This window comes from Xanthomonas sp. NCPPB 1638 (assembly GCF_041475635.2).
Lineage (GTDB): Bacteria > Pseudomonadota > Gammaproteobacteria > Xanthomonadales > Xanthomonadaceae > Xanthomonas > Xanthomonas cucurbitae.
Genome location: NZ_CM192984.1, coordinates 1,675,839 through 1,696,775, shown reverse-complemented (window position 1 = coordinate 1,696,775; position 20,937 = coordinate 1,675,839). Strand labels below are relative to the sequence as shown.

Genomic DNA, 20,937 nt, shown 5'->3' with positions numbered 1-20,937 from the left:
ATGCCTTTGAGCCAGGAACACCCCGATTACACCTATGCCTTGCGTGCGGCCGATGGCCGTCACGCCAAGGTGAACGAGCAGATCCTGCAACACAGCTTCATCCTGATGCCGGACGAACTGGTGGACCACTGGCCGGTGCAGGACCTGGCGCAGCTGCAGGCCAGCGATCTGGATGCAATCCTGGCGCTGTCCCCGGCGGTGATCCTGCTGGGCACGGGCGAGCGCCAGCAATTTCCCAATGCGCAGGTGCTGGCCGCCTGCCTGACCCGCGGCATCGGCCTGGAAGCGATGACCAACGCCGCCGCCGCCCGCACCTACAACGTGCTGGCCAGCGAAGGCCGCCGGGTGGCCTTGGCAATGATTTTGCCTGGCTGAATCGGGAATCGGGAATCGGGAATCGGGAATCGGGAATCGGGAATCGGGAATCGGGAATGGGGAATCGGGAATCGGGAATCGGGAATCGGGAATCGGGAATCGGGAATCGGGAATCGGGAATCGGGAATCGGGAATCGGGAATCGGGAATAGCAAGCTGGACTAAGCTTCTTCTGTCAAGCACCCGCTCGACCAATCTCTTAGCTGCAGTATTTGCCGATCGTCAAACTACCGACCAGCCCAACGCTGTTGCGATTCCCCATTCCCCATTCCCCATTCCCCATTCTCGATTCCCGATTCCCGATTCCCCATTCCCGATTCCCGATTCACTTCTTCGGCAAATACAACAACGGGTCCACCGGCTTACCGTTGTAGCGGATCTCGAAGTGCAGCATGTCGCGCGCGGCGCCGCTGCGGCCCATTTCGGCGATCTGCTGGCCGGCCTTGACGTTCTGGCCTTCGTTGAGCAGGCGCTTGCGGTTGTGGCCATAGGCCGACAACCACTGGTCGTTGTGCTTGATGATGATGAGCTCGCCGTAGCCGACCAGGCCGGCACCGGAGTACACCACCACGCCATCGGCCGCGGCACGCACGGCCTGCCCGCTGGCGCCGGCGATATCCACGCCCTGCTTGGTGGTCTCTCCGCTCACGAACGTCCCGACCACCACGCCATCAGCGGGCCAGCGCCATGCAAAACCGCTGCTGACCGGCGCGGCGACCGGCGCCGCCGGGCGCGCCGGGACCACGCTGCCGCCGGCCACCGGCGCGCTGCTGCCGGGCTTGCTCGCCCCACCGGGATACAGCTTGAGCGTCTGGCCGGGATAGATCGTGTTCGGAGACGACAGGCCATTCCAGGCCGCCAGGTCCGCAGCGGTGATATTGGTCCGGCGCGAGATCGCGTACAGGGTGTCGCCACGCTGCACGGTGACGGTGGCACCGGGACGCGGCACCGACGGCCGCTGCGCCGCCGCAGGGCGCGACGACGAAGATCCGCCGCCGGGCGAACGCACCACCGTGGCGCTGCTGCAGGCGGCCAGCCCGATGGCGACCATGAGCAGGACTGCTGTCTTGCGTACCGAATTCATCTGCGTCTTGCTCATCCGTTGGTTGTCTTCCACACCAGCCAGCCGGCGCCGGCCGCGAGCACCGCCATCGCCACCCAGCCCAGCGGCTCGATCCACTTATGCAACGCCGCCTCTGCCCGCGCACCGCCCAGGCGGATGGCACCGGCCACCAGATACACGCGCTTGCCGCGCCCGACCAGCATGCTGGCGATGAAGGGCAACAACGGCACACCGACCACGCCGGAGGCCCAGGTGAAGATCTTCAGCGGGATCGGGGTGAAGCCCACCAGCACCAGCGCCCAGAACGCCTTCCACGGCGACTCGGCCACCAGCACGCGCAGGGTCTCGATCTGCTGCTGGATCTTCGCACTCCAGCCCAGCCATTCGATCAACGGTTGCAGGGCGGCAAAGGCGAAGTGGCCCAGCAGGTAGCCGACCAGCGCGCCGCAGATCGAACCGATCAGGCTCAAGGTGGCGAACCAGAGTGAGCGCTTGGGCTCGGCCAACGACATCGGCGCCAGCATCACTTCCGGCGGCACCGGAAAGATGAAGCCCTCCACGAAGCTCAGGCCGGTCAGCAGCGCGGGGGCGCGGCGATGGCGCGACCAACGGATGGCCACGTCGTACAACGGCCCGAAAATCTTCATCGTGGAACTCTCATGAGGTCAATCCAGCATGCCCGACAACAGCGGGACGAACGTGACCGGGGCCAGAACCTGGTGTTCGATCGCACCGTCGGCCGCGCGGGTGAGTTGCACCAGCGACTGCGAGGACGCACCACCGACCGGGGCGACCAGCCGCCCGCCGACCGCGAGTTGATCGACCAACGCATCCACCAGCGCCGGCGCGGCAGCGGTGACCACGATGGCATCGTAGGGACCGTGTTCGGGCCAGCCGATGCGACCGTCGTCGTGCTTGCTGCGCACATTCATGCCCAGGTGGCGGAAGCGCTTGCGCGCCTGCCGCAGCAGATCGCCGATGCGTTCGACCGTATAGACCTCCAGTCCCAGCGCGGCGAGGATCGCGCCCTGGTAGCCAGAACCGGTGCCCACTTCGAGCACCTTGGTCGGCGCCACCTGCAGCACCGCTTCGGTCATGCGCGCCACTACCCAGGGCTGGGAAATGGTCTGGCCATGACCAATCGGCAAGGCAGTGTCTTCGTAGGCGCGCGAGGCCAGCGCTTCATCGATGAACAGATGCCGCGGCACAGTGCGCACCGCATTGAGCGTGGCTTCGTCCTGGATGCCGGCCTCGCGCAGGCGCTCGACCAGGCGGTCGCGCACGCGCTGCGAGGTCATGCCGATTCCCACCGACTCCGGTTGCAGGCGCAGCCTCGGCGTCATGCCGACGCGTCCAGCGCGGCGGTCAGTCCGCCGACCCAGCCGGCCACGGTCTCCAGCGCCTGGTAGCGGGTGAGATCGACATGGATCGGGGTGATCGAAATCCGCCCGGTGCGCACGGCATGGAAGTCGGTGCCGGCGCCGGCATCCTGCTCGGGACCGGCCGGACCGATCCAGTACACGGTGCGGCCGCGCGGGTCGCGCTGCGGCACGCACGGCTCGGAACGGTGGCGGTTGCCGAGCCGGGTGACCTCGAAACCAAGCACATCCGACCAGGGCAGATCCGGAACGTTGACGTTGAGGATGGTGTCGGCCGGCAACGGATCGGCCTTCAGCCGCGCAACGATCTCCACCGCTGCGCGCGCGGCGGTTTCGTAGTTGTGCGCCTCGTGGTTGTGCGTGACCAGCGACACCGCCACCGCGGGCAGGCCCAGGAAGCGGCCCTCCATCGCAGCGGAGACAGTACCGGAGTAAATCACGTCATCGCCCAGATTGGCCGAGTTGTTGATACCCGAGACCACGATGTCCGGCTCGTACTCCAGCATGCCGGTGAGCGCCAGATGCACGCAGTCGGTTGGCGTGCCGGCCACCGCGCAGGTCTGTGCGTCGATACGGCGGGTACGGATGGGCACATCCAGCGTCAGCGAATTGCTGGCGCCGGAGCGGTCGCGATCGGGCGCGACCACCATCACTTCATGACCGGCACTCCGCAGTGCCTCGGCCAGGATCTGGATGCCGGGGGCGTCGACACCGTCGTCGTTGCTAACCAGTACGCGCATGGGACTCCTCGGAAAACCCGGCCATGATACCGGATGCGTCCACGGGCTTGCCGCTTGATCTTCGCGTCTGCCTGAGGTTGGAACGGTTACGCTGTGCCCATGTCGCATCCCGAAGACGAAGACGACGGCGCGCTGTTCCGTGCCGCCATTGGCGCGGTCCAGCCGCTGCGCGAGGTCGCGCCGCCGGCCAATGCCAAGCCGCGCCCGAAGCCGCGCGCACGCATGGCCGAGCGCGACGAGGCGCAGGCGCAGACTGAATTCGCCCGCCTGCTGCGCGACAGTGCGCCGCTGGAAGCCGGCGATACCGCCAGCTACCGCCGCGACACGCTGCCTGCGAGGCTGTTCCAGCGCCTCAAGCGCGGGCAGTTTTCAGTGCAGGACGAGCTGGATCTGCATGGTGCCACCGCTGCACAGGCCGAGGCCTTGCTGCGCCAGTTCCTGCTGGAGGCGCATGCGCACGAACATGGCTGCGTGCGCATCATCCATGGCAAGGGCCTGCAGTCGGACAACGGTGCGCCGGTGCTGAAGAACCTGGTGGACCGCCTGCTGCGCCAGCGCAACGACGTGCTGGCGTTTCATTCCGCACCACCCACGCAAGGCGGGACCGGGGCATTGTTGGTATTGCTGGCGCGGAAGTAGTCGCAGCATCCTGTAGGAGCGGCCCCGGCCGCGAGAGGCGCTACCGGCAATGCCTGTCGCGGCCGGGGCCGCTCCTACACAGAATTACGCTGATGCGTCGAAACATGGCTGCGTGCGCATCATCCATGGCAAGGGACTGCAATCGGGCAACGGTGCGCCGGTACTGGAGAACCTGATGGACCGCCTGCTGCGCCAGCGCAACGACGTGCTGGCGTTTCATTCCGCACCGCCCACGCAAGGCGGGACCGGGGCTTTACTGGTGTTGTTGGCGCGGAAGTAGTCGCAGCATCCTGTAGGAGCGGCCCCGGCCGCGAGAGGCGCTACCGGCAATGCCTGTCGCGGCCAGGGCCGCTCCTGTACAGAATTACGCTCAGGCGTCGGAACCCAGCGGCGCGGCGCGGCCTTCGTCGCTGACATCGCCCAGCTCCCACAGCACTGCGGTGGCATAGCAGCCTGGCGGCAATGCGAATTCCACCTGCAGGGTCTGCGCATCCAGCCAGCGGTAGCCAAGGTCTTGCGGACGCAAGCGCAATGCGCGGCGCTCCTGCATCAATCCTGCGGCCTCCAGGCCTTGCCGCAGCGCCTGCGATGGCAGGTCCGAAAGTGCACCCTGCTCCATCGTGGCCGCCTGATCGGTGGGGCGTAACTCCCCCGCGCCCCACAATGGGCCGCTGGGATGGATGTCGAAGCGCGCCAGCCGCTCGGCCAGCACCTCGCTCCACGGCTCGGGACCGAACACGCTGCGCGAGCCATCCAGCATCCAGGCCTCACCCTCCAGCGCGCTATCACAGCTGCCCTGCTGCACGCGGGCGGCCAGCACGCGATTGAACAGCGCCGAGCGCGCTGCCGACAGCAGGATCGAGCGCTGGTCGTTGCGCAGCCGCCGTTTCGATGGCGGCGCCGGCGCCAGGCTGCCGTCGGCTTGCTGCACATGGCCAAACATCGCCAGCGCCGACGCCACGTTGCCGCCGTCGCGGCCAAAACGCTGTTCGCCGAACCAGTTGGGAATACCGCGCGCGGCGATCGCCTGCAGGCGTTGCTCGATGGCCTCGCGCTCGCCCTGCACCTGGCGCAGGGTCAACACGAAGCGATTGCCCAACAGCGCGCCGCGCTGCAGCTTACGGTTGTGCCAGGTGCTCTCGATCACCAGCAGTTGTGCGTCGTCGAGCGTGGCCAGATCCGGGGCGACGCGCTTGGGTAGGTGCACGCTGAAACGCTGCGTGGTGACTGCATGGCGATCCTTCAGGCCGGCGTAGCTCACCCCCATTTCGGCGATGCCCGCCCAACGCGCGAGCGCCTTGGCGACATAGGCGGTGTTCTGCCCACGCTTGCGGATGGTGAGCAACAGATGTTCGCCTTCGCCGGAAGGCTCGAATGCCGGCAACTCATCCACCTGGAAGTCGTCCGGCGTGCAGCGCATGGCCGCACGCAGCACGGCCGCGCCGTGCGCGCGTGGAAGAACGGAGGTGTGGGTCATGCTGTGGTTTACCTTCGCGCCGACGCATCGTGCGCTGTGGGCCGATGGCTCGGCGCGGAATGTCACCTCGCCCGCCGGACAGGCCCGGCAGGCAGGAGTGAATCAGGTAGCGATCTTGCCCAGCAGCACCGCCGCCTGTGCAGCAATGCCTTCGCCGCGGCCGGTGAAGCCGAGCTGTTCGCTGGTGGTGGCCTTGACGCTGACCGCATCGCATTCGATCGCCAGCAAGCCGGCAATACGTTCGCGCATTGCCAGCGCGTGCGGGCCGACCTTGGGACGCTCGCAGATCACGGTGACATCGGCATTGCCGACCCGCCAACCGCGCTCACGCAGCAACTGATCGCAATGCTCCAGGAATTGCGCACTGTCGGCGTCCTTCCAGCGCGCATCGCTGGGCGGAAAGTGCTGACCGATGTCGCCCAGCGCCAGCGCGCCCAGCATGGCATCGCACAACGCGTGCAGCACCACGTCGCCATCGCTGTGTGCGAGCACGCCGTGGCGATGCGCCACGCGCACGCCGCCGAGCATCACGTGGTCGCCAGGGCCGAACGCATGGACGTCGTAGCCTTGGCCGATGCGGAAATTGAAGGACATGCAGACCCTATGGTGATTGAGTGACGTCGTTGCCGTGTCCGGCAGTGACCGACTGGGCAGCGGCGTTGCGCGCGGTGGTCGGCACCTCGGTGGCCTGCGCAACTGACGACTCGGCATCGACCGTCACGCCGCAGCGCGCCAGTTCGAATTCAAACCGTGCCAGATCCGCTGAGGTGGTGACCTTGAAGTTGTCTTCGGCCCCTTCCACCAGCAAGGGGCGCAATCCCAGCCGCTCCATCGCCATTGCCTCGTCGGTCACGTCTACCCCGGCGGCCGCGGCCTCGGTGAGGCCGCGAATCAGTTGATGCCGGCGAAACAGCTGCGGAGTGAGCGCGCGCCATAGACGTTCGCGCGGTTCGGTGCCATCGATGCCGCCATCGTCGCCGGCACGCTTGAGCGTGTCGCGCACCGGTGCCGCCAGGATGGCGCCCACCGGATCGCCGCGACCGATTTCCAGCAATCGGTCCAGATCGGCCAAGGCCAGATTCGGACGCGCCGCATCGTGCACCAGCACGAAATCGTCTGCACGCACGCTGTCGGGCAATGCCAGCAACCCGGCCAGGACGGAGGCAGCGCGCGTCGCACCGCCCACGCAACGCAGTACCGGCTTGGACTGCACCGCCGTCCAACCGGGCCAATCAACATCATCGGCAGCGATCGCCACCAGGATGCCGGCCACCGCCGGATGTGCGGCCAGTGCGGCCAGGGTGTAGGCCATCAGCGGCTGCCCGGCCGCGTGCAGGTATTGCTTGGGCGTGGGCCCACCGAACCGCGTGCCGCGCCCGGCGGCCGGCACGATGGCCCAGATGGAGCCGGTCATGGATGATCCACCGGGTCGGTGGAGGCCGGCGCCTGCTGCGCAGGAGCAGGCGCCTCGGCCGACGTAGGTGACGGCAGCGGTGCATCCTCGACCACGCGATAGAACGTTTCGCCCGGCTTGATCATGCCCAGCTCACTGCGTGCGCGCTCTTCGATTGCCGCCTCGCCATCCTTCAAGTCCTTGACCTCTGCGGCCAACGCCTGGTTGCGCTGGCGCAGACCGTCGTTGTCCTGTGTCTGATGCGCGACCTGGGCTTCCAGCATCATGACTTCGCCAGAATTCCCAGGCCCGAACCAAAAGCGGTACTGCAGCCAAGCCAGCAACACCGCCAGCACCAGCAGTAGCCAGCGCCAGTTGCGCACGGCTTAGCGCTTGAGCGAGACGAACGCGTCGCGGCCGGCGTAACGCGCGCCGGCCCCCAACGCCTGCTCGATGCGCAGCAGCTGGTTGTACTTGGCCACGCGGTCGCTGCGGCACAGCGAGCCGGTCTTGATCTGGGTGGCAGTGGTGGCCACGGCGATGTCGGCGATGGTGGTGTCTTCGGTTTCGCCGGAGCGGTGCGAGACGATGGAGGCATAGTTGGCCGCATGCGCCATCGCGATGGCTTCCAGCGTTTCGGTCAGCGTGCCGATCTGGTTGACCTTGATGAGGATGGCGTTGGCGGTGCCCGAGTCGATGCCCTGCTTGAAGATCTTCGGGTTGGTGACGAACAGATCGTCGCCCACCAGCTGCACCTTCTTGCCCACGCGGTCGGTCAGCAGCTTCCAGCCGGCCCAGTCGTCTTCGGCCAGGCCGTCTTCAATGCTGATGATCGGATACTGCGCGACCCAGTCGGCCAGGAAGTCGACGAACTGCTCGCTGGTCAGGCGCTTGTTTTCGCCAACCAGGTTGTACTTGCCGTTGTCGTAGAACTCCGAAGAGGCCACGTCCAGGCCCAGCAGGATGTCTTCACCGGCGGTGTAGCCGGCCTTGCCGATCGCTTCGAGAATGGTGTCCAGCGCTTCGACGTTGCTGCGGAAATCCGGCGCGAAGCCGCCCTCGTCGCCCACCGCCGTGCTCAGGCCATGACCCTTGAGCACCGACTTGAGCGAATGGAAGATTTCGGTGCCGGCGCGCAGCGCTTCGGAGAACGAGCCGCAGCCGACCGGCAGCACCATGAACTCCTGGAAGTCGACATTGTTGTCGGCGTGCGCACCACCGTTGATGATGTTCATCATCGGCACCGGCAGCGATACGTCCGATTCGGTGATGGTGGACAGGTACTGCCACAGCGGCTGCTTGCGCGAAGCGGCCACCGCATGCGCGGCAGCGAGCGAGACGCCCAGCAACGCATTGGCACCCAGGCGGCCCTTGTTCTCGGTGCCGTCCAGATCGATCAAGCGACGGTCCAGGCCCTGCTGGTCGGCCGCATCGAAGCCCTTGAGCGCTTCGGCAATGGTGCCGTTGACGTTGTCCACCGCATGGCGCACGCCCTTGCCCAGGTACCGGGTCTTGTCGCCATCGCGCAGTTCCACTGCTTCCTTGGTGCCGGTCGAGGCGCCCGAGGGCACCGCCGCGCGGCCGAACGCGCCATCTGCCAGCGTGACTTCCGCCTCCAGCGTGGGATTGCCGCGGGAGTCGAGGATTTCGCGGGCGAGGATCTTGGCGATAGTGGTCATAGGTCCGTTCGGTTACCAGTAAGGGGGGAAGTACACCGGAAACAAGCTGCCGGATTATCGCCGCAGGATGCCGGCTTGCCAAATGCCAGGGCGATCAGACACCGTGTTCGAGGAAGCCGTTGCGCTTGGTGATGGTATCCAGTGCAAGCAGCGTCTCAAGCAAGGCTTCCATCTTGTCCAGCGGCCACGCATTGGGTCCATCGGACAGCGCCTTGGACGGATCCGGATGGGTTTCGGCAAACAGGCCGGAGATACCGACTGCCACCGCCGCGCGCGCCAGCACCGGCACAAATTCGCGCTGGCCACCGGAGCTGCTGCCCTGCCCGCCCGGCAACTGCACCGAATGGGTGGCGTCGAACACCACCGGGCAGCCGGTGTCGCGCATCACGCTCAACGAGCGCATGTCGCTGACCAGGTTGTTGTAGCCGAACGAGGCGCCACGCTCGCAGACCATGATCTGTTCGTTGCCGGTGGACTTGGCCTTGTCCACCACCGGCTTCATGTCCCACGGCGCCAGGAACTGGCCCTTCTTGATATTGACCGGCTTGCCGGCCGCGCAGACGTTCTTGATGAAGTCGGTCTGGCGTACCAAAAACGCCGGGGTCTGCAGCACATCGACCACGGCGGCCACTTCGTTCATCGGGGTGTATTCGTGCACGTCGGTGAGCACCGGCACGCCAATCTGCCGCTTCACCTCGGCCAGCACCTTCAGGCCTTCTTCCAGGCCGGGGCCACGGAAGCTGGTGCCGGAGGTCCGGTTGGCCTTGTCGAAGCTCGACTTGAAGATGAAGTTGATCCCCAGCTTGCCGGTGATCTCCTTGAGCTTGCCGGCGACATCGAGCTGCAGCTGCATCGACTCGATCACGCAGGGGCCGGCAATCAGGAACAACGGCTGGTCGAGGCCGACTTCGAAGTCACACAGTTTCATCAGATCACCTGTTGATTAAAGCCCCTCTCCCGCCGGGAGAGGGGTAGGGGTGAGGGTGCGAAGTACTGCTGAAGCAAAATGGTTTGCCCTGGCTGGCGCGTAGCGACGCGTTCGTCATGGCTGCCATCTTCCAGTGCGTTGCGGCGCACCCTCATCCGCCCCTTCAGGGCACCTTCTCCCCATAAAGGGGACCGAGGTCCCAAGGGGAGAAGGGACTGCTCACGCACGCGCTTCCTTGAGCAGCTTGCCGCCCGCCTTCTTCTCGCGCGCGGCTCGCACGAAGCCAATGAACAGTGGATGCCCGTCGCGCGGGGTGGACAGGAACTCCGGGTGCGCCTGGCAGGCCAGGAACCACGGATGCGTGTCGCGCGGCAGTTCCACCACTTCCACCAGCGTGTCGTCCATCGACTTGCCGGAAATCACCAGGCCGGCATCTTCCAGCTGGGTGCGGTAGCGGTTGTTGAACTCATAGCGATGACGGTGACGCTCGGCCACCACGTCCTTGCCGTAGACCTCGCGCGCCAGCGTACCCGGCTTCAGCCGTTGCTCCTGCAGGCCAAGGCGCATGGTGCCGCCCAGATCCGACTTTTCGTCGCGCTTCTCGACTTCGCCACTGGCGGTGCGCCACTCGGTAATCAGGCCGATCACCGGATGCGGCGACTGGCGATCATTCTCCGTGCTATTGGCGGCGTCCAGCGCGGCAACGTGGCGGGCATAGTCCACCACTGCGGCCTGCATGCCATAGCAGATGCCGAAGTACGGCACCTTGTGCTCACGCGCAAACCTGGAGGTCAGCACCTTGCCTTCGAAGCCGCGGTCGCCGAATCCACCCGGCACCAGGATGCCGTCGATGTCCTGCAGGGCGGCCATGTCGCTGCCTTCCAGGTCTTGGGCTTCCAGCCACTTCAGGTTGACCTTGGTGCGCTGGCGCAAGCCGCCGTGACGCAGCGCTTCGGCCACCGACTTGTAGGCGTCCTGGTGATCGACGTACTTGCCGACCACTGCAATGGTGACCTCATCCAGCGGGTGCTTGACCGCATCCACCACCGCCGTCCATTCGGATAGATCGGCCGCGGCCACCTTGTCGCGCAGCTTGAACTGGTCGATGACCAGCTCGTCCAGGCCCTGGCGCAGCAGTTCCAGCGGCATGCCATACAGCACGTCGATGTCCGGGCAGCTGATGACCGCGCGCTCGGACACGTTGGTGAACAGCGCGATCTTGCGACGCTCCGAATCCGGCACGGCCTGTTCGGAACGGCACAGCAGCACGTCAGGCTGGATACCGATCGAGCGCAGCTCCTTAACCGAATGCTGGGTCGGCTTGGTCTTCAGCTCACCGGCCGCCGCGATATACGGCACCAGGGTGAGATGCATGAACATGGCCTTCTCGGCGCCGCGCTCGGTACGCACCTGGCGGATGGCCTCCAGGAACGGCAGCGATTCGATGTCGCCGACGGTGCCGCCGATCTCGATCAACGCCACGTCGAAGCCAGCCGTGGCCTCGTCGATGCAACGGCGGATCTCGTCGGTGATATGCGGAATCACCTGCACGGTGGCACCCAGGTAGTCGCCGCGACGCTCCTTGCGGATCACGTTCTCGTAGATCCGGCCCGTGGTGACCGAGTTCTTGCGCGACAGCCGCGTGCGCACGTAGCGCTCGTAGTGGCCCAGGTCCAGGTCGGTTTCGGCACCGTCGTCGGTGACGTAGACCTCGCCATGCTGGAACGGGCTCATCGTGCCCGGGTCCACGTTGATGTACGGGTCCAGCTTCATCATCGTGACCTTCAGGCCACGCGCTTCAAGAATGGACGCAAGCGAAGCAGCGGCGATGCCCTTGCCTAGCGAGGACACTACACCGCCTGTTACAAAAATCAGGGGAGTCATGGGGCTCAAGGCCTCCCGGAAAGCCATAGTTTAACGGGTGACGGGCGAATGCCCAAGGGTTGCGTGATGACAAGCTCGTCCCGCATGGCAAAAGTGGCTGCAACCATGCGTAAATGCAGACGCCCCGGCCTGAGCCGGGGCGTCGATGGTGCAAGGCGCTAGTGCGCGTGGATCAGGGTGCCGGCTTTTCCTCTTCTTCTTCCTCGCGCGGGGCGCTGTCGGCCTTGGGCTTCTGAGCGGCAGCGGCGGCGCGGCGCTCGGCCTTGCGCTCGGCTTCGGTCTTGGCCTTGGCGTCCTCGGCTTTTTGCGTGGCGGCGCCCTGCCCGGCCTGCTGCGGGGCGGCCTGGGCCAGCGCCGGCAATGCCGCAACGGCGGCCGCACCCAGGGTGAGCATCAGCATCTGTTTGAACTTCATGGTGTCCTCCGGTTCGGTCACATCCTGACGGTGGGGACGTTCGGTTCCGAAACCAACGCCAGGGTAGCCACGCGCACCCAGCCCTGCACTGAACGCCTGCCGCGTGCAAAAAGTTGCCCCAGCCCGCACACTTGCGCGTCGTTTCACGTGCCAACGAGATGCATGAACACCCGTTATAACGCCGCCGATATTGAAGTGCTGTCGGGCCTGGACCCGGTCAAACGCCGCCCGGGCATGTACACCGACACCGCGCGCCCGAACCATCTGGCGCAGGAAGTCATCGACAACTCCGTCGACGAGGCGCTCGCTGGCCACGCCAGGCAGGTCGAAGTCACCCTGTACAAGGATGGCAGCTGCGAGGTGTCCGACGACGGCCGCGGCATGCCGGTGGACATCCATCCGGAAGAGAAGATTCCGGGCGTGGAACTGATCCTGACCCGCCTGCATGCCGGCGGCAAGTTCAACAACCGTAACTACACCTTCTCCGGCGGCCTGCACGGCGTGGGCGTGAGCGTGGTCAATGCGCTCTCGACCAAGGTCGAGCTGTTCATCAAGCGCGAAGGCAGCGAGCACCGCATGGAGTTCCGCGATGGCAACGCCGCCTCCAAGCTCGAAGTGGTCGGCACCGTCGGCAAGAAGAACACCGGCACGCGGCTGCGCTTCTGGGCCGACCCGAAGTATTTCGATACGCCCAAATTCAATGTGCGCGCACTGCGCCACCTGTTGCGCGCCAAGGCCGTGCTGTGCCCCGGCCTGACCGTCAAGCTGCATGACGAGGCCACCGGCGAGCAGGACAGCTGGTATTTCGAGAACGGTCTGCGTGACTACCTCAAGGGCGAGATGGCCCAGCACGAGTTGCTGCCGGCCGAGCTGTTCGTGGGCAGCCTGAAGAAGGACACCGAGATCGTCGACTGGGCCGCAGCCTGGGTGCCGGAAGGCGAGCTGGTGCAGGAAAGCTACGTCAACCTGATTCCCACCGCGCAGCACGGCACCCACGTCAACGGCCTGCGTTCGGGCCTGACCGATGCGCTGCGCGAGTTCTGCGACTTCCGCAACCTGCTGCCGCGCGGAGTCAAGCTGGCGCCGGAAGATGTGTGGGACCGGGTCACTTTCGTGCTCAGCCTGAAGATGACCGACCCGCAGTTCTCCGGGCAGACCAAGGAGCGGCTGTCCTCGCGCCAGGCCGCCGGCTTCATCGAAGGCGCCGCACACGATGCCTTCAGCCTGTATCTCAACCAGAACGTGGAGATCGGCGAGAAGATCGCGCAGATCGCCATCGACCGCGCCAGTGCGCGCCTGAAGACCGAAAAGCAGATCGTCCGCAAGAAGGTCACCCAGGGCCCGGCCCTGCCCGGCAAGCTGGCCGACTGCATCAGCCAGGACCTGTCGCGCACCGAGCTGTTCCTGGTGGAAGGCGATTCGGCCGGCGGCTCGGCCAAGCAGGCGCGCGACAAGGACTTCCAGGCGATCCTGCCGCTGCGCGGCAAGATCCTCAACACCTGGGAAGTGGCCTCAGGCAGCGTGCTGGCCTCGGAGGAAGTGCACAACCTGGCGATCGCGATCGGCTGCGATCCGGGCAAGGACGACATTACCGGGCTGCGCTACGGCAAGGTGGTGATCCTGGCCGACGCCGACTCCGATGGCCTGCATATCGCCACGCTGCTGACCGCGCTGTTCCTGCAGCATTTCCCCGCCCTGGTGGCGGCCGGCCACGTGTTCGTGGCGATGCCGCCGCTGTTCCGCGTGGACGTGGGCAAGCAGGTGTTCTACGCGCTGGACGAAGAAGAAAAGACCACGCTGCTGGACAAGATCGCGCGCGAAAAAATGAAGGGCCAGATCAGCGTCACCCGCTTCAAGGGCCTGGGCGAGATGAACCCGCAGCAGCTGCGCGAATCCACCATCCACCCGGATACGCGCCGGCTGGTGCAGCTGACCATCGACGATGGCGAGCAGACCCGTTCGCTGATGGACATGCTGCTGGCCAAGAAGCGCGCGGGCGACCGCAAGCAGTGGCTGGAGAGCAAGGGCGATCTAGCTTCGTTGGAAGTTTGAGGACACCGGAAGTTTTAAACGCCCGAGTAGCAAAAGCCCTTCCCCCAATGGGGCGAGAAGGCACGGGTTGCGCGCCACTGGCGCGCGTGCCTTGGAGCGCCCGCGCTGCGAGCGCTGGCCGGGGCGCGGAGCGGGGGTTGGGGTGAGGGGACGGGCGTAGCCACTCGTGAAGTGGGGAGCACGAGGCTTCGCCCATCCCCTCATCCGCCCCCGCGGGGCACCTTCTCCTCCATAAAGGAGGACAACGTCCCGAGAGGGAGAAGGACGTACTGTCGGTCGGCACTCACTTCAGCGGATCGCAGAAATCCGCCTCGCTTACCACCTCGTTGCACGCGACACCCCTGCCTTTCTGCACATTGACCAGGCTCTGCCGTGGACTAGCATCAGCACTCCCCTGTTCCGGCGTCGACACCCATGCCCTTCTTTCTCCGCGCCAGCCTGCTGGCCTGCGTCCTGCTTAGCGGGGCGGCGCTGGCGTCCGCGCCAGATAAAGACGATCGTAAAAGCGACTCCAACAGCGAGGCGAAACCCGATGCATCGGCGTCCAGGCCTGCGCCGTTGCCGGCCGATGCCAGCGTGCGCCAGAGCACGCGTGTGGCCGGCCGGACGCTGAATTACACCGCCACCGTCGGCACGCTGCCGGTACGCGATGCACAGGGCAAGACCACCGGCGAGGTGGTCTTTACCGCCTACACCGTGGATGGCAAGGATCGCCCGGTGACCTTTGCATTGAATGGCGGTCCGGGCGCGGCGTCGGTGTATTTGAATCTGGGTGCGATCGGACCGAAGGTGGTCGGGTTCGGTGCCGAAGGCAACAGCGCCTCCGCACCGGCCACCTTGCGTGACAACCCGGGCACCTGGCTGGATTTCACCGACCTGGTGTTCATCGACCCGGTCGGCACCGGCTTCAGCCGCGCGCTGATCGGTGACGACGCGGCCAAGAAGCAGTTTTACAACCCGCAGGCGGATGTGGAATACCTCTCGCGCGTGATCTACGACTGGCTGCTCAAGAATCGCCGCCTGCAGACGCGCAAGTATCTGGTCGGCGAAAGCTATGGCGGCTTCCGCGGCCCGCGCATCACCCACTTTCTGCAGACCCGCCTGGGCGTGGCGATGAATGGCGTGGTGCTGGTCTCGCCGTATCTGAATCCGACGCTGGACGACAACGGCGATGTCTCGCCGCTGGCGTGGATGCTGACGCTGCCCTCGATCGCTGCTGCACACCTGGAGCGTCAGGGTCAGCTCAGTGACAGCGCAATGCACCAGGTCATCGACTACACGCGCGGTGACTACGCGGTGACGCTGATGAAGGGCCGTACCGATCCACAGGCCACCGAGGCCATGCTGCAACAGGTCACGCGCATGACCGGACTGGATCCAGCCTATGTGCGCCGCTCCGGTGGCAGGCTGGAAACCCAGGCGTATCTGCGCGAGGTGTTTCGCGACAAGGGCGAGCTGGGCAGCCGCTACGATTCCAACGTGACCGCGTTCGATCCGTTCCCCAACGACCCGGCGCAGCGCGCCAACGACCCGTTGCTGGATAGTGTCATTGCCCCGACCACCACCGCGATGGTGGACTTCGTCACCCGCGTGGTCGGCTGGAAGATCGATGCGCGCTATCAAGCCCTCAATTACGACATCAATGCCTTGTGGAATTGGGAAGACGAACAACGCAAGGGCGCGGTCACCCAGTTGCGCCAGTCGGTGGCGATCGACCCCCAGCTGCGCGTGCTGATCGCGCATGGATGGAACGATCTCTCCTGCCCGTTCATGGGTTCGGTACTCACCGTGGACCAGATGCCGGTCATGGGCAGCGATCCCACACGCGTGCAGGTGCGCGAGTATCCGGGTGGCCATATGTTCTACAGCCGCGCAGCCAGCCAGGCCGCGTTCCGCAACGACGTCAAGGCGATGTACGAAACGCGCTGAGCGTAGCCATCGCCGGCCGCACACGCGGCTGGCGACGCATCACGACGCACCAGCCGTTACGAATCCCCAATCCCGAATCACAACGCACCAGGCTCGCTCGCCTTCACGTTCCAGCCCAGCCATTGGTAAAGCTGATAGCGCGCGATGCCCAGGTACTCGTGCAGGGCCACATCGGCCAGGGTGAAGTTGTAGCTCTGCGGCAGGATCGACCACGAGGCGGTCAGCCAATCGGCGCGTACCGGAACCGCATCGATGCCGAAGTGGCGGAAGTACAGCGCGGCGCGACGCAAATGGGTGGCCGAGGACACCAGCACGATGCGATCGGGCCGATACGCGCGCAGCAGCGGTTGACTGAACTGGGCGTTCTGCCAGGTGTTCATACTGGACGGCTCCATGATGAGGTCCGCGCGGTCGATCCCCAGCCCGATCAGCACGCGCTGGTACACCACCGCCTCCGATAGGCCCAGGCCGCGCGCATCGCCGCCACTGATCTCGATCTTGCAGTCGCCACCGCCGTGGCGGCACTGCTGGTACAGCCGCGCCGCCTCGACGATGCGGCCATAGGCGAACAGATTGGCCTCGGCCACCGCATCCCTGCCCTCCGGCCGCACCGTACCGGCGCCGAGCAGCACAATGACGTTGCGCGCACCCCAGTCATTGAAATCGTTGACTCCGGTGCGCTGCAGGTGTTGCAGCATCCACGATGGCAGCGGACCGCAGCCCACCGCCAACACCAGCACCAGTGCAATCGCGCCCAGCGCGCGGGAAAACCGCCTGAGGCCGCGGCGATCGATCCACCAGCCGAGCCCGAACAACACGCATACCAATGCCAGCATCATCAAGAAGGGTCTCGCTCAAAGCGCGCCGGCTGTCCCGCCCACACGCAGGGTCTACACCAGATATCGCCACAGGGTGATCGCGGCGCATGACCGCACCGCGACACCACTCAGGTCCAGCCGAACAGCTCGAAGGCACGCAGGATCAGGTACGCCACGCCGCCGGCAGCGGGAATGGTGAGGATCCACGCCCAGACGATGCGCTCGATCACGCCCAGGCGCAGCGAGCGCGGATTCTTGGCAAAGCCCACACCCATGATGGCAGTGGAGATGCTGTGGGTGGTGGACACCGGCATGCCGAAATGCGCCGCCATGGTCAGCACGGTGGCCGAGCTGGTTTCGGCGGCGAAGCCATGGATGGGATGCAGTTTGACCATCTTGTGGCCGAGCGTCTTGATGATCTTCCAGCCGCCGGACGCGGTACCGGCGGCCATCACCACCGCGCAGGTCAACACGATCCACATCGGGATGCCGTCGCCGGCCGCCAGGCCGGTGCCCGGATGCAGGAAGGCCAGCCAGCTGGGCAGATTGTCCAGCGCACCGGCCGACTGCGCGCCGATCAGGGTCATGGCGATGATGCCCATGGTCTTCTGCGCATCGTTATGGCCGTGCGCGTAGCCCATGTATGCAGCCGAAGCGATCTGTGCCTTGCCGAAGAAGGCGTTGACCCAGCGCGGCCGTGCCAGCCGCCCGATCGGGCCGCCCAGCCTGGACATGCCGGCGATGATCGCCCACAGCAGCACCATCACCACGATGCCGAGCAGGAAACCGGCGATCGGCGAGGTAATCATCGGCACGAACACCTTCCACAACAGGCCCTTGTTCTTGGCCCAGTTGCCGATGTTCTCCGACCAGATCAACGCATCCCAGTTGTTGTGCGCAGCGGCCAGCCCGGCGCCGCACAGGCCACCGATCAGGGCATGCGAGGACGAGGACGGCAAGCCTTTCCACCAGGTGATGAGGTTCCAGATGATGCCGCCCAACAGCGCGCACAGGATCACCTGTGGAGTGACATCCACCACGTTGGTGTTGAGCAGCCCCGAGGCGATGGTCAGCGCCACCGCCGTGCCGGTGAGGGCGCCGATCAGGTTCATGCCAGCGGCCAGCATCACCGCCCAGCCCGGCGAGAGCACCTTGGTGGCGACCACGGTGGCGATGGAGTTGGCGGTGTCGTGGAAGCCGTTGATGAACTCGAACACCAACGCGGCCAGGATCACCACCAGGACAAGGGTAAGCACGCGGCGGCCTCAGCTGTTCTTCAACACGATCTGGTACACCACCACCCCTGCCTCGCGGCAACGGTCGATGGCTTTTTCCAGGATCTCGAAGAACTCCTTGAGCAGGAACATCTGCAGGGTGTCCAGCCGGCCGGAATAGATGTCGCGGTACAGCTCCAGCATCAGCCGGTCGGCTTCGTTCTCGAGCATGCGCAGCTTGTCGTTGAGCGCGGTCATGCGATCGATGTTCATGCGCGGCAGCTCGTCGACCATCTCCACCACCACCGCGGCCGCCTGCTCCAGCATCGCTGCGCGCGGGGCGAAATCGATGTGTTCCAGGTGCTTGGTCGCCAGCGAATAGCGATCGGCGAACTTTTCGACCTGCTTGGGAATCTTGTACAGCGCCGAACCCAGCGCTTCGATGTCTTCGCGCTCGATCGGGGTCATGAAGCTGTCTACCAGGGCCTGGCCGATCTTGTCGGAGGCCGCGCGTTCGCGCAGGCGGGCGAGCTTGAAGGCGTCCAGCGCGGGCTGCCGGTCGGACTCGCGCATCATGGCGTGCAAGGCCTTGGTGCTGTCGTAGGCGGCCTGCGCCGCTTCGTTCAGGAGCGAATAGAACTGCTTGCCGGAACCGAAGATGGTCTGCAACGAGAACATGGGTGGAGAACTTCCTGCCGTCGAGGGAGGACGGCACCAAGGGCGAATTATGACCGTTCCATGACCTGTCTGGGTATCTCGATGCCGCCGAGCGCCTTCACACCGGCATTTCCCGGCGCCAACCACCCTGTGGTTTGCTACCATGCCCCCGCGCCTCGACAGGCGCACCCTATGGACGACGACCCTAATCCCCCCGCTTGCCGCCCCGCCCCAGCGCGCGCCGGCCATCGCCGTGCACCCCCGCCCTCCTCTTCACTGACCGGGGACTGTGCCCGTGGTTGAGTTTTTGATCGTCATCGCCCTGATCGTGTTGAACGGCTTCTTCGCCATGTCGGAGATGTCGCTGATGACCTCGCGCAAGAGCCGCCTGAAGCAGATGGCCGGCTCCAGCAAGCGCGCGGCGCGGGCATTGGCGCTGGCAGAGAGCCCCGAGAATTTTCTGTCCACGGTGCAGATCGGCATCACCTTGATCGGCATCCTGACCGGCGTGTTCGGTGGCGAGGCGATCGGCGAGGCGATCAGCAACTGGCTGCAGGGGCTGTTCCCGGCGTTATCGGCCACCTTTGAGCTGGTCGGCAAGCCACGCCCATATTCGGTGGTGATCGGCAGCACCCTGGCGGTGGCGCTGATTACCTTCCTGACGCTGATTTTCGGCGAACTGGTGCCCAAGCGGCTGGCGCTGCGCAATTCCGAGGACATCGCAGGCTTCGTCGCGGTGCCGATGGCCTGGCTGGCCAAGATTGCTGCGCCCGGGGTGTGGGTGTTGGCGCGCTCCACCCGGCTGGTACTGCGCCTGCTGGGCATGGGCAAGGACGAATCGGCCTCGGTGACCGAAGAAGAGATCCGCATGCTGGTGGCCGAAAGCCACGAGGCCGGGGTGATCGACGCGCACGAGCGCGACATGATGAACCGCGTGATGCGGCTGGGCGACCGCACCGCCGACAGCCTGATGACGCCACGTAACCGCATCGCCTGGCTGGATGCCAACGCCGAGCCGGAACGCAACCTGGCGGTCATGCGCGAACACGAATTCTCGCGGTATCCGGTGTATCGCGGCAGCGACCAGGACATCGCCGGCGTGCTGGAGGTGAAGTCGCTGGTCACCCGCATGGATGGCCACGGCGCGCACCTGTTCCAGGCGCTGCGCGACACTTTGTTCGTGTCCGAATCCACGCATGCGATGAAGCTGCTGGAGATCTTCCGCGAAGAACAGCAGTCGATGGCGCTGGTGGTGGACGAATACGGCGAGATCCGTGGCCTGGTGACCATCAGCGACCTGATGGGCGCGGTGGTCGGCCGCCTGCAGGCGGTGGAAAACACCGACGAGGATGCGTTGGTGGTGACCCGCGCCGATGGCTCGCTGCTGATCGACGGCTCGCTGCCGGTGGAAGAGCTGCGCGAAGTGCTGGGCGCCGAGTTGCCGGACGCCGAAGATGGCGATTACCACACGCTGGCCGGGCTGTGCATCTACTACTTCGGGCGGATTCCGCAGGCCGGCGAGTTCTTCGACTGGGCCGGCTGGCGCATCGAGATCGTGGACCTGGACGGCGCGCGCGTGGACAAGCTGTTGCTGAGCCGGATCGGCGACGAGGACAGCGATGACATCGTCGGCTGAGGGCGGGCCGCCGCCCGGGGACGCGGACCAGCAGCAGATGCGGTATCGCAACGAGGGCATTCGCAGCCTGTTGGCGGCCTTCAGCGATGGCGACCCGGAACAGGTGCTGCGTGTGCGCGAAATCCTGGCCGACCTGCAGCAGAGCGCGTTTGGCGTGTTTCTGTTCCTGGCGATCCTGCCTGCGTTCATTCCCATTCCCGGCGTGGCCGGCGGCATCAGCGGCCCACTGACGGTACTGATCGGGCTACAGACGATGTGCTGCCTGCGCAAGCCGTGGGTGCCGGCCTTCATCGGCGAACGCGGGCCGCGGCGGCGCACCAGCCAGCGCTTCGTCGCCAAACTCGCGCCCACCCTGCGGCGGCTAGACCGCCTGCTCAAGCCACGCCTGCATGGGGTGCTGGACCGGATGCCGGCACAGATGTTCACCGGCCTGCTGCTGGTGCTGGTGGGCATCCTGCTGACCTTGCCGATCCCGTTCACCAACTATCTTTTCGGGCTGATCCTGCTGTTGTTCGCGCTGGCGTTGCTGGAACGCGACGGCGCCTTGCTGCTGGCTGCCTGGGCGGCGGCGCTGATCTCGGTGGCGGTGTTCGGCGTGACCTCGGATCAGCTGGTGGACCTGATTCGCGGTTGGTGGCCGGTGGCCTGGCGGTAAAGCCG

Annotated in this window: 21 protein-coding genes and 1 pseudogene; 7 read left to right on the top strand and 15 right to left on the bottom strand. The window is 65.7% G+C overall.

Translation table 11 applies throughout. The features are described from left to right. The gene (locus ACCQ13_RS07415; RefSeq protein WP_104601639.1) at nucleotides 1-375 is read left to right on the top strand and encodes an Mth938-like domain-containing protein; all 375 of its coding nucleotides are present in this window, start codon (nucleotides 1-3) and stop codon (nucleotides 373-375) included. A gap of 324 nt (nucleotides 376-699) precedes the next feature. On the opposite strand, the gene ACCQ13_RS07410 is transcribed toward ACCQ13_RS07415, so the two are convergent. From ACCQ13_RS07410 to surE, 4 genes are read right to left on the bottom strand one after another with little or no spacing between them, the layout of a single operon-like run. Beyond that, entirely contained in the window at nucleotides 700-1,473 is a 774-nt protein-coding gene (locus ACCQ13_RS07410) for a peptidoglycan DD-metalloendopeptidase family protein (RefSeq protein ID WP_167526861.1), read from the bottom strand. After that, nucleotides 1,470-2,084 (bottom strand): YqaA family protein, encoded by a 615-nt coding sequence (locus tag ACCQ13_RS07405; RefSeq protein ID WP_159406924.1) that lies wholly within the window; start codon nucleotides 2,082-2,084, stop codon nucleotides 1,470-1,472. Before ACCQ13_RS07405 ends, ACCQ13_RS07410 begins: the two co-directional genes overlap by 4 nt. Nucleotides 2,085-2,102: 18 nt before the next feature. Continuing rightward, the gene (locus ACCQ13_RS07400) at nucleotides 2,103-2,780 is read right to left on the bottom strand and encodes a protein-L-isoaspartate(D-aspartate) O-methyltransferase (protein WP_104601642.1); all 678 of its coding nucleotides are present in this window, start codon (nucleotides 2,778-2,780) and stop codon (nucleotides 2,103-2,105) included. Further along, nucleotides 2,777-3,556, bottom strand: a complete 780-nt coding sequence (gene surE / locus ACCQ13_RS07395) for a 5'/3'-nucleotidase SurE (RefSeq protein WP_104601643.1) — start codon at nucleotides 3,554-3,556, stop codon at nucleotides 2,777-2,779. Before surE ends, ACCQ13_RS07400 begins: the two co-directional genes overlap by 4 nt. Before the next feature lie 99 nt (nucleotides 3,557-3,655). Between surE and ACCQ13_RS07390 the strand changes: the two genes are divergently transcribed. Both ACCQ13_RS07390 and ACCQ13_RS07385 read left to right on the top strand, forming a co-directional pair. Further along, a complete protein-coding gene (locus tag ACCQ13_RS07390; RefSeq protein ID WP_167526860.1) occupies nucleotides 3,656-4,195 on the top strand; it encodes a Smr/MutS family protein in 540 nt (179 codons plus the stop codon). Between the two features lie 88 nt (nucleotides 4,196-4,283). Beyond that, nucleotides 4,284-4,475 (top strand): annotated as a pseudogene (locus ACCQ13_RS07385) (Smr/MutS family protein); the annotation flags it as partial. A gap of 90 nt (nucleotides 4,476-4,565) precedes the next feature. On the opposite strand, the gene truD reads toward ACCQ13_RS07385, so the two are convergent. The 8 genes from truD to ACCQ13_RS07345 form a co-directional block, all read right to left on the bottom strand. Beyond that, a complete protein-coding gene (gene truD, locus ACCQ13_RS07380; protein WP_372372364.1) occupies nucleotides 4,566-5,672 on the bottom strand; it encodes a tRNA pseudouridine(13) synthase TruD in 1,107 nt (368 codons plus the stop codon). A 102-nt stretch (nucleotides 5,673-5,774) separates the two neighbouring features. Then, nucleotides 5,775-6,266, bottom strand: a complete 492-nt coding sequence (gene ispF / locus ACCQ13_RS07375; RefSeq protein ID WP_104601646.1) for a 2-C-methyl-D-erythritol 2,4-cyclodiphosphate synthase — start codon at nucleotides 6,264-6,266, stop codon at nucleotides 5,775-5,777. Between the two features lie 7 nt (nucleotides 6,267-6,273). After that, nucleotides 6,274-7,086 carry a 2-C-methyl-D-erythritol 4-phosphate cytidylyltransferase gene (gene ispD, locus ACCQ13_RS07370; RefSeq protein ID WP_159406922.1) on the bottom strand — a complete coding sequence of 271 codons (813 nt, stop codon included), beginning with the start codon at nucleotides 7,084-7,086 and terminating at the stop codon, nucleotides 6,274-6,276. Continuing rightward, nucleotides 7,083-7,448 (bottom strand): cell division protein FtsB, encoded by a 366-nt coding sequence (gene ftsB / locus ACCQ13_RS07365; protein WP_159406921.1) that lies wholly within the window; start codon nucleotides 7,446-7,448, stop codon nucleotides 7,083-7,085. The genes ispD and ftsB overlap by 4 nt, the downstream gene beginning before the upstream one ends. Before the next feature lie 3 nt (nucleotides 7,449-7,451). After that, a complete protein-coding gene (eno, locus tag ACCQ13_RS07360; RefSeq protein ID WP_104601649.1) occupies nucleotides 7,452-8,744 on the bottom strand; it encodes a phosphopyruvate hydratase in 1,293 nt (430 codons plus the stop codon). 94 nt (nucleotides 8,745-8,838) lie between these two features. Then, nucleotides 8,839-9,672, bottom strand: coding sequence for a 3-deoxy-8-phosphooctulonate synthase (gene kdsA / locus ACCQ13_RS07355; protein ID WP_104601650.1), 834 nt, complete (start codon nucleotides 9,670-9,672; stop codon nucleotides 8,839-8,841). A gap of 219 nt (nucleotides 9,673-9,891) precedes the next feature. Further along, on the bottom strand, nucleotides 9,892-11,556 hold the full coding sequence (gene pyrG / locus ACCQ13_RS07350; RefSeq protein WP_159406920.1) for a CTP synthase: 1,665 nt from the start codon (nucleotides 11,554-11,556) through the stop codon (nucleotides 9,892-9,894). Between the two features lie 172 nt (nucleotides 11,557-11,728). After that, nucleotides 11,729-11,971, bottom strand: coding sequence for a hypothetical protein (locus tag ACCQ13_RS07345; protein WP_159406919.1), 243 nt, complete (start codon nucleotides 11,969-11,971; stop codon nucleotides 11,729-11,731). Nucleotides 11,972-12,133: 162 nt separating this feature from the next. On the opposite strand from ACCQ13_RS07345, the gene parE reads away from it, so the two are divergent. Then, complete coding sequence (gene parE / locus ACCQ13_RS07340) at nucleotides 12,134-14,023, top strand: DNA topoisomerase IV subunit B (protein ID WP_104601652.1); 1,890 nt, start codon at nucleotides 12,134-12,136, stop codon at nucleotides 14,021-14,023. A gap of 414 nt (nucleotides 14,024-14,437) precedes the next feature. Beyond that, a complete protein-coding gene (locus ACCQ13_RS07335; RefSeq protein ID WP_104601653.1) occupies nucleotides 14,438-15,952 on the top strand; it encodes a S10 family peptidase in 1,515 nt (504 codons plus the stop codon). Nucleotides 15,953-16,029: 77 nt separating this feature from the next. Here ACCQ13_RS07335 and ACCQ13_RS07330 read toward each other — a convergent pair whose 3' ends face one another. From ACCQ13_RS07330 to ACCQ13_RS07320, 3 genes are all read right to left on the bottom strand, one after another. Next, nucleotides 16,030-16,791, bottom strand: a complete 762-nt coding sequence (locus tag ACCQ13_RS07330; RefSeq protein ID WP_104601654.1) for a YdcF family protein — start codon at nucleotides 16,789-16,791, stop codon at nucleotides 16,030-16,032. A 107-nt stretch (nucleotides 16,792-16,898) separates the two neighbouring features. Continuing rightward, nucleotides 16,899-18,026 carry an inorganic phosphate transporter gene (locus tag ACCQ13_RS07325; protein ID WP_064508361.1) on the bottom strand — a complete coding sequence of 376 codons (1,128 nt, stop codon included), beginning with the start codon at nucleotides 18,024-18,026 and terminating at the stop codon, nucleotides 16,899-16,901. A gap of 9 nt (nucleotides 18,027-18,035) precedes the next feature. Continuing rightward, nucleotides 18,036-18,662, bottom strand: coding sequence for a DUF47 domain-containing protein (locus ACCQ13_RS07320; RefSeq protein ID WP_104588294.1), 627 nt, complete (start codon nucleotides 18,660-18,662; stop codon nucleotides 18,036-18,038). Between the two features lie 274 nt (nucleotides 18,663-18,936). On the opposite strand from ACCQ13_RS07320, the gene ACCQ13_RS07315 reads away from it, so the two are divergent. Both ACCQ13_RS07315 and ACCQ13_RS07310 read left to right on the top strand, forming a co-directional pair. Further along, a complete protein-coding gene (locus ACCQ13_RS07315) occupies nucleotides 18,937-20,277 on the top strand; it encodes a hemolysin family protein (protein ID WP_104601800.1) in 1,341 nt (446 codons plus the stop codon). After that, nucleotides 20,261-20,932: an exopolysaccharide biosynthesis protein gene (locus tag ACCQ13_RS07310; RefSeq protein ID WP_167526859.1), complete on the top strand. Its 672-nt coding sequence runs from the start codon at nucleotides 20,261-20,263 to the stop codon at nucleotides 20,930-20,932. The genes ACCQ13_RS07315 and ACCQ13_RS07310 overlap by 17 nt, the downstream gene beginning before the upstream one ends. Nucleotides 20,933-20,937: the final 5 nt, after the last annotated feature.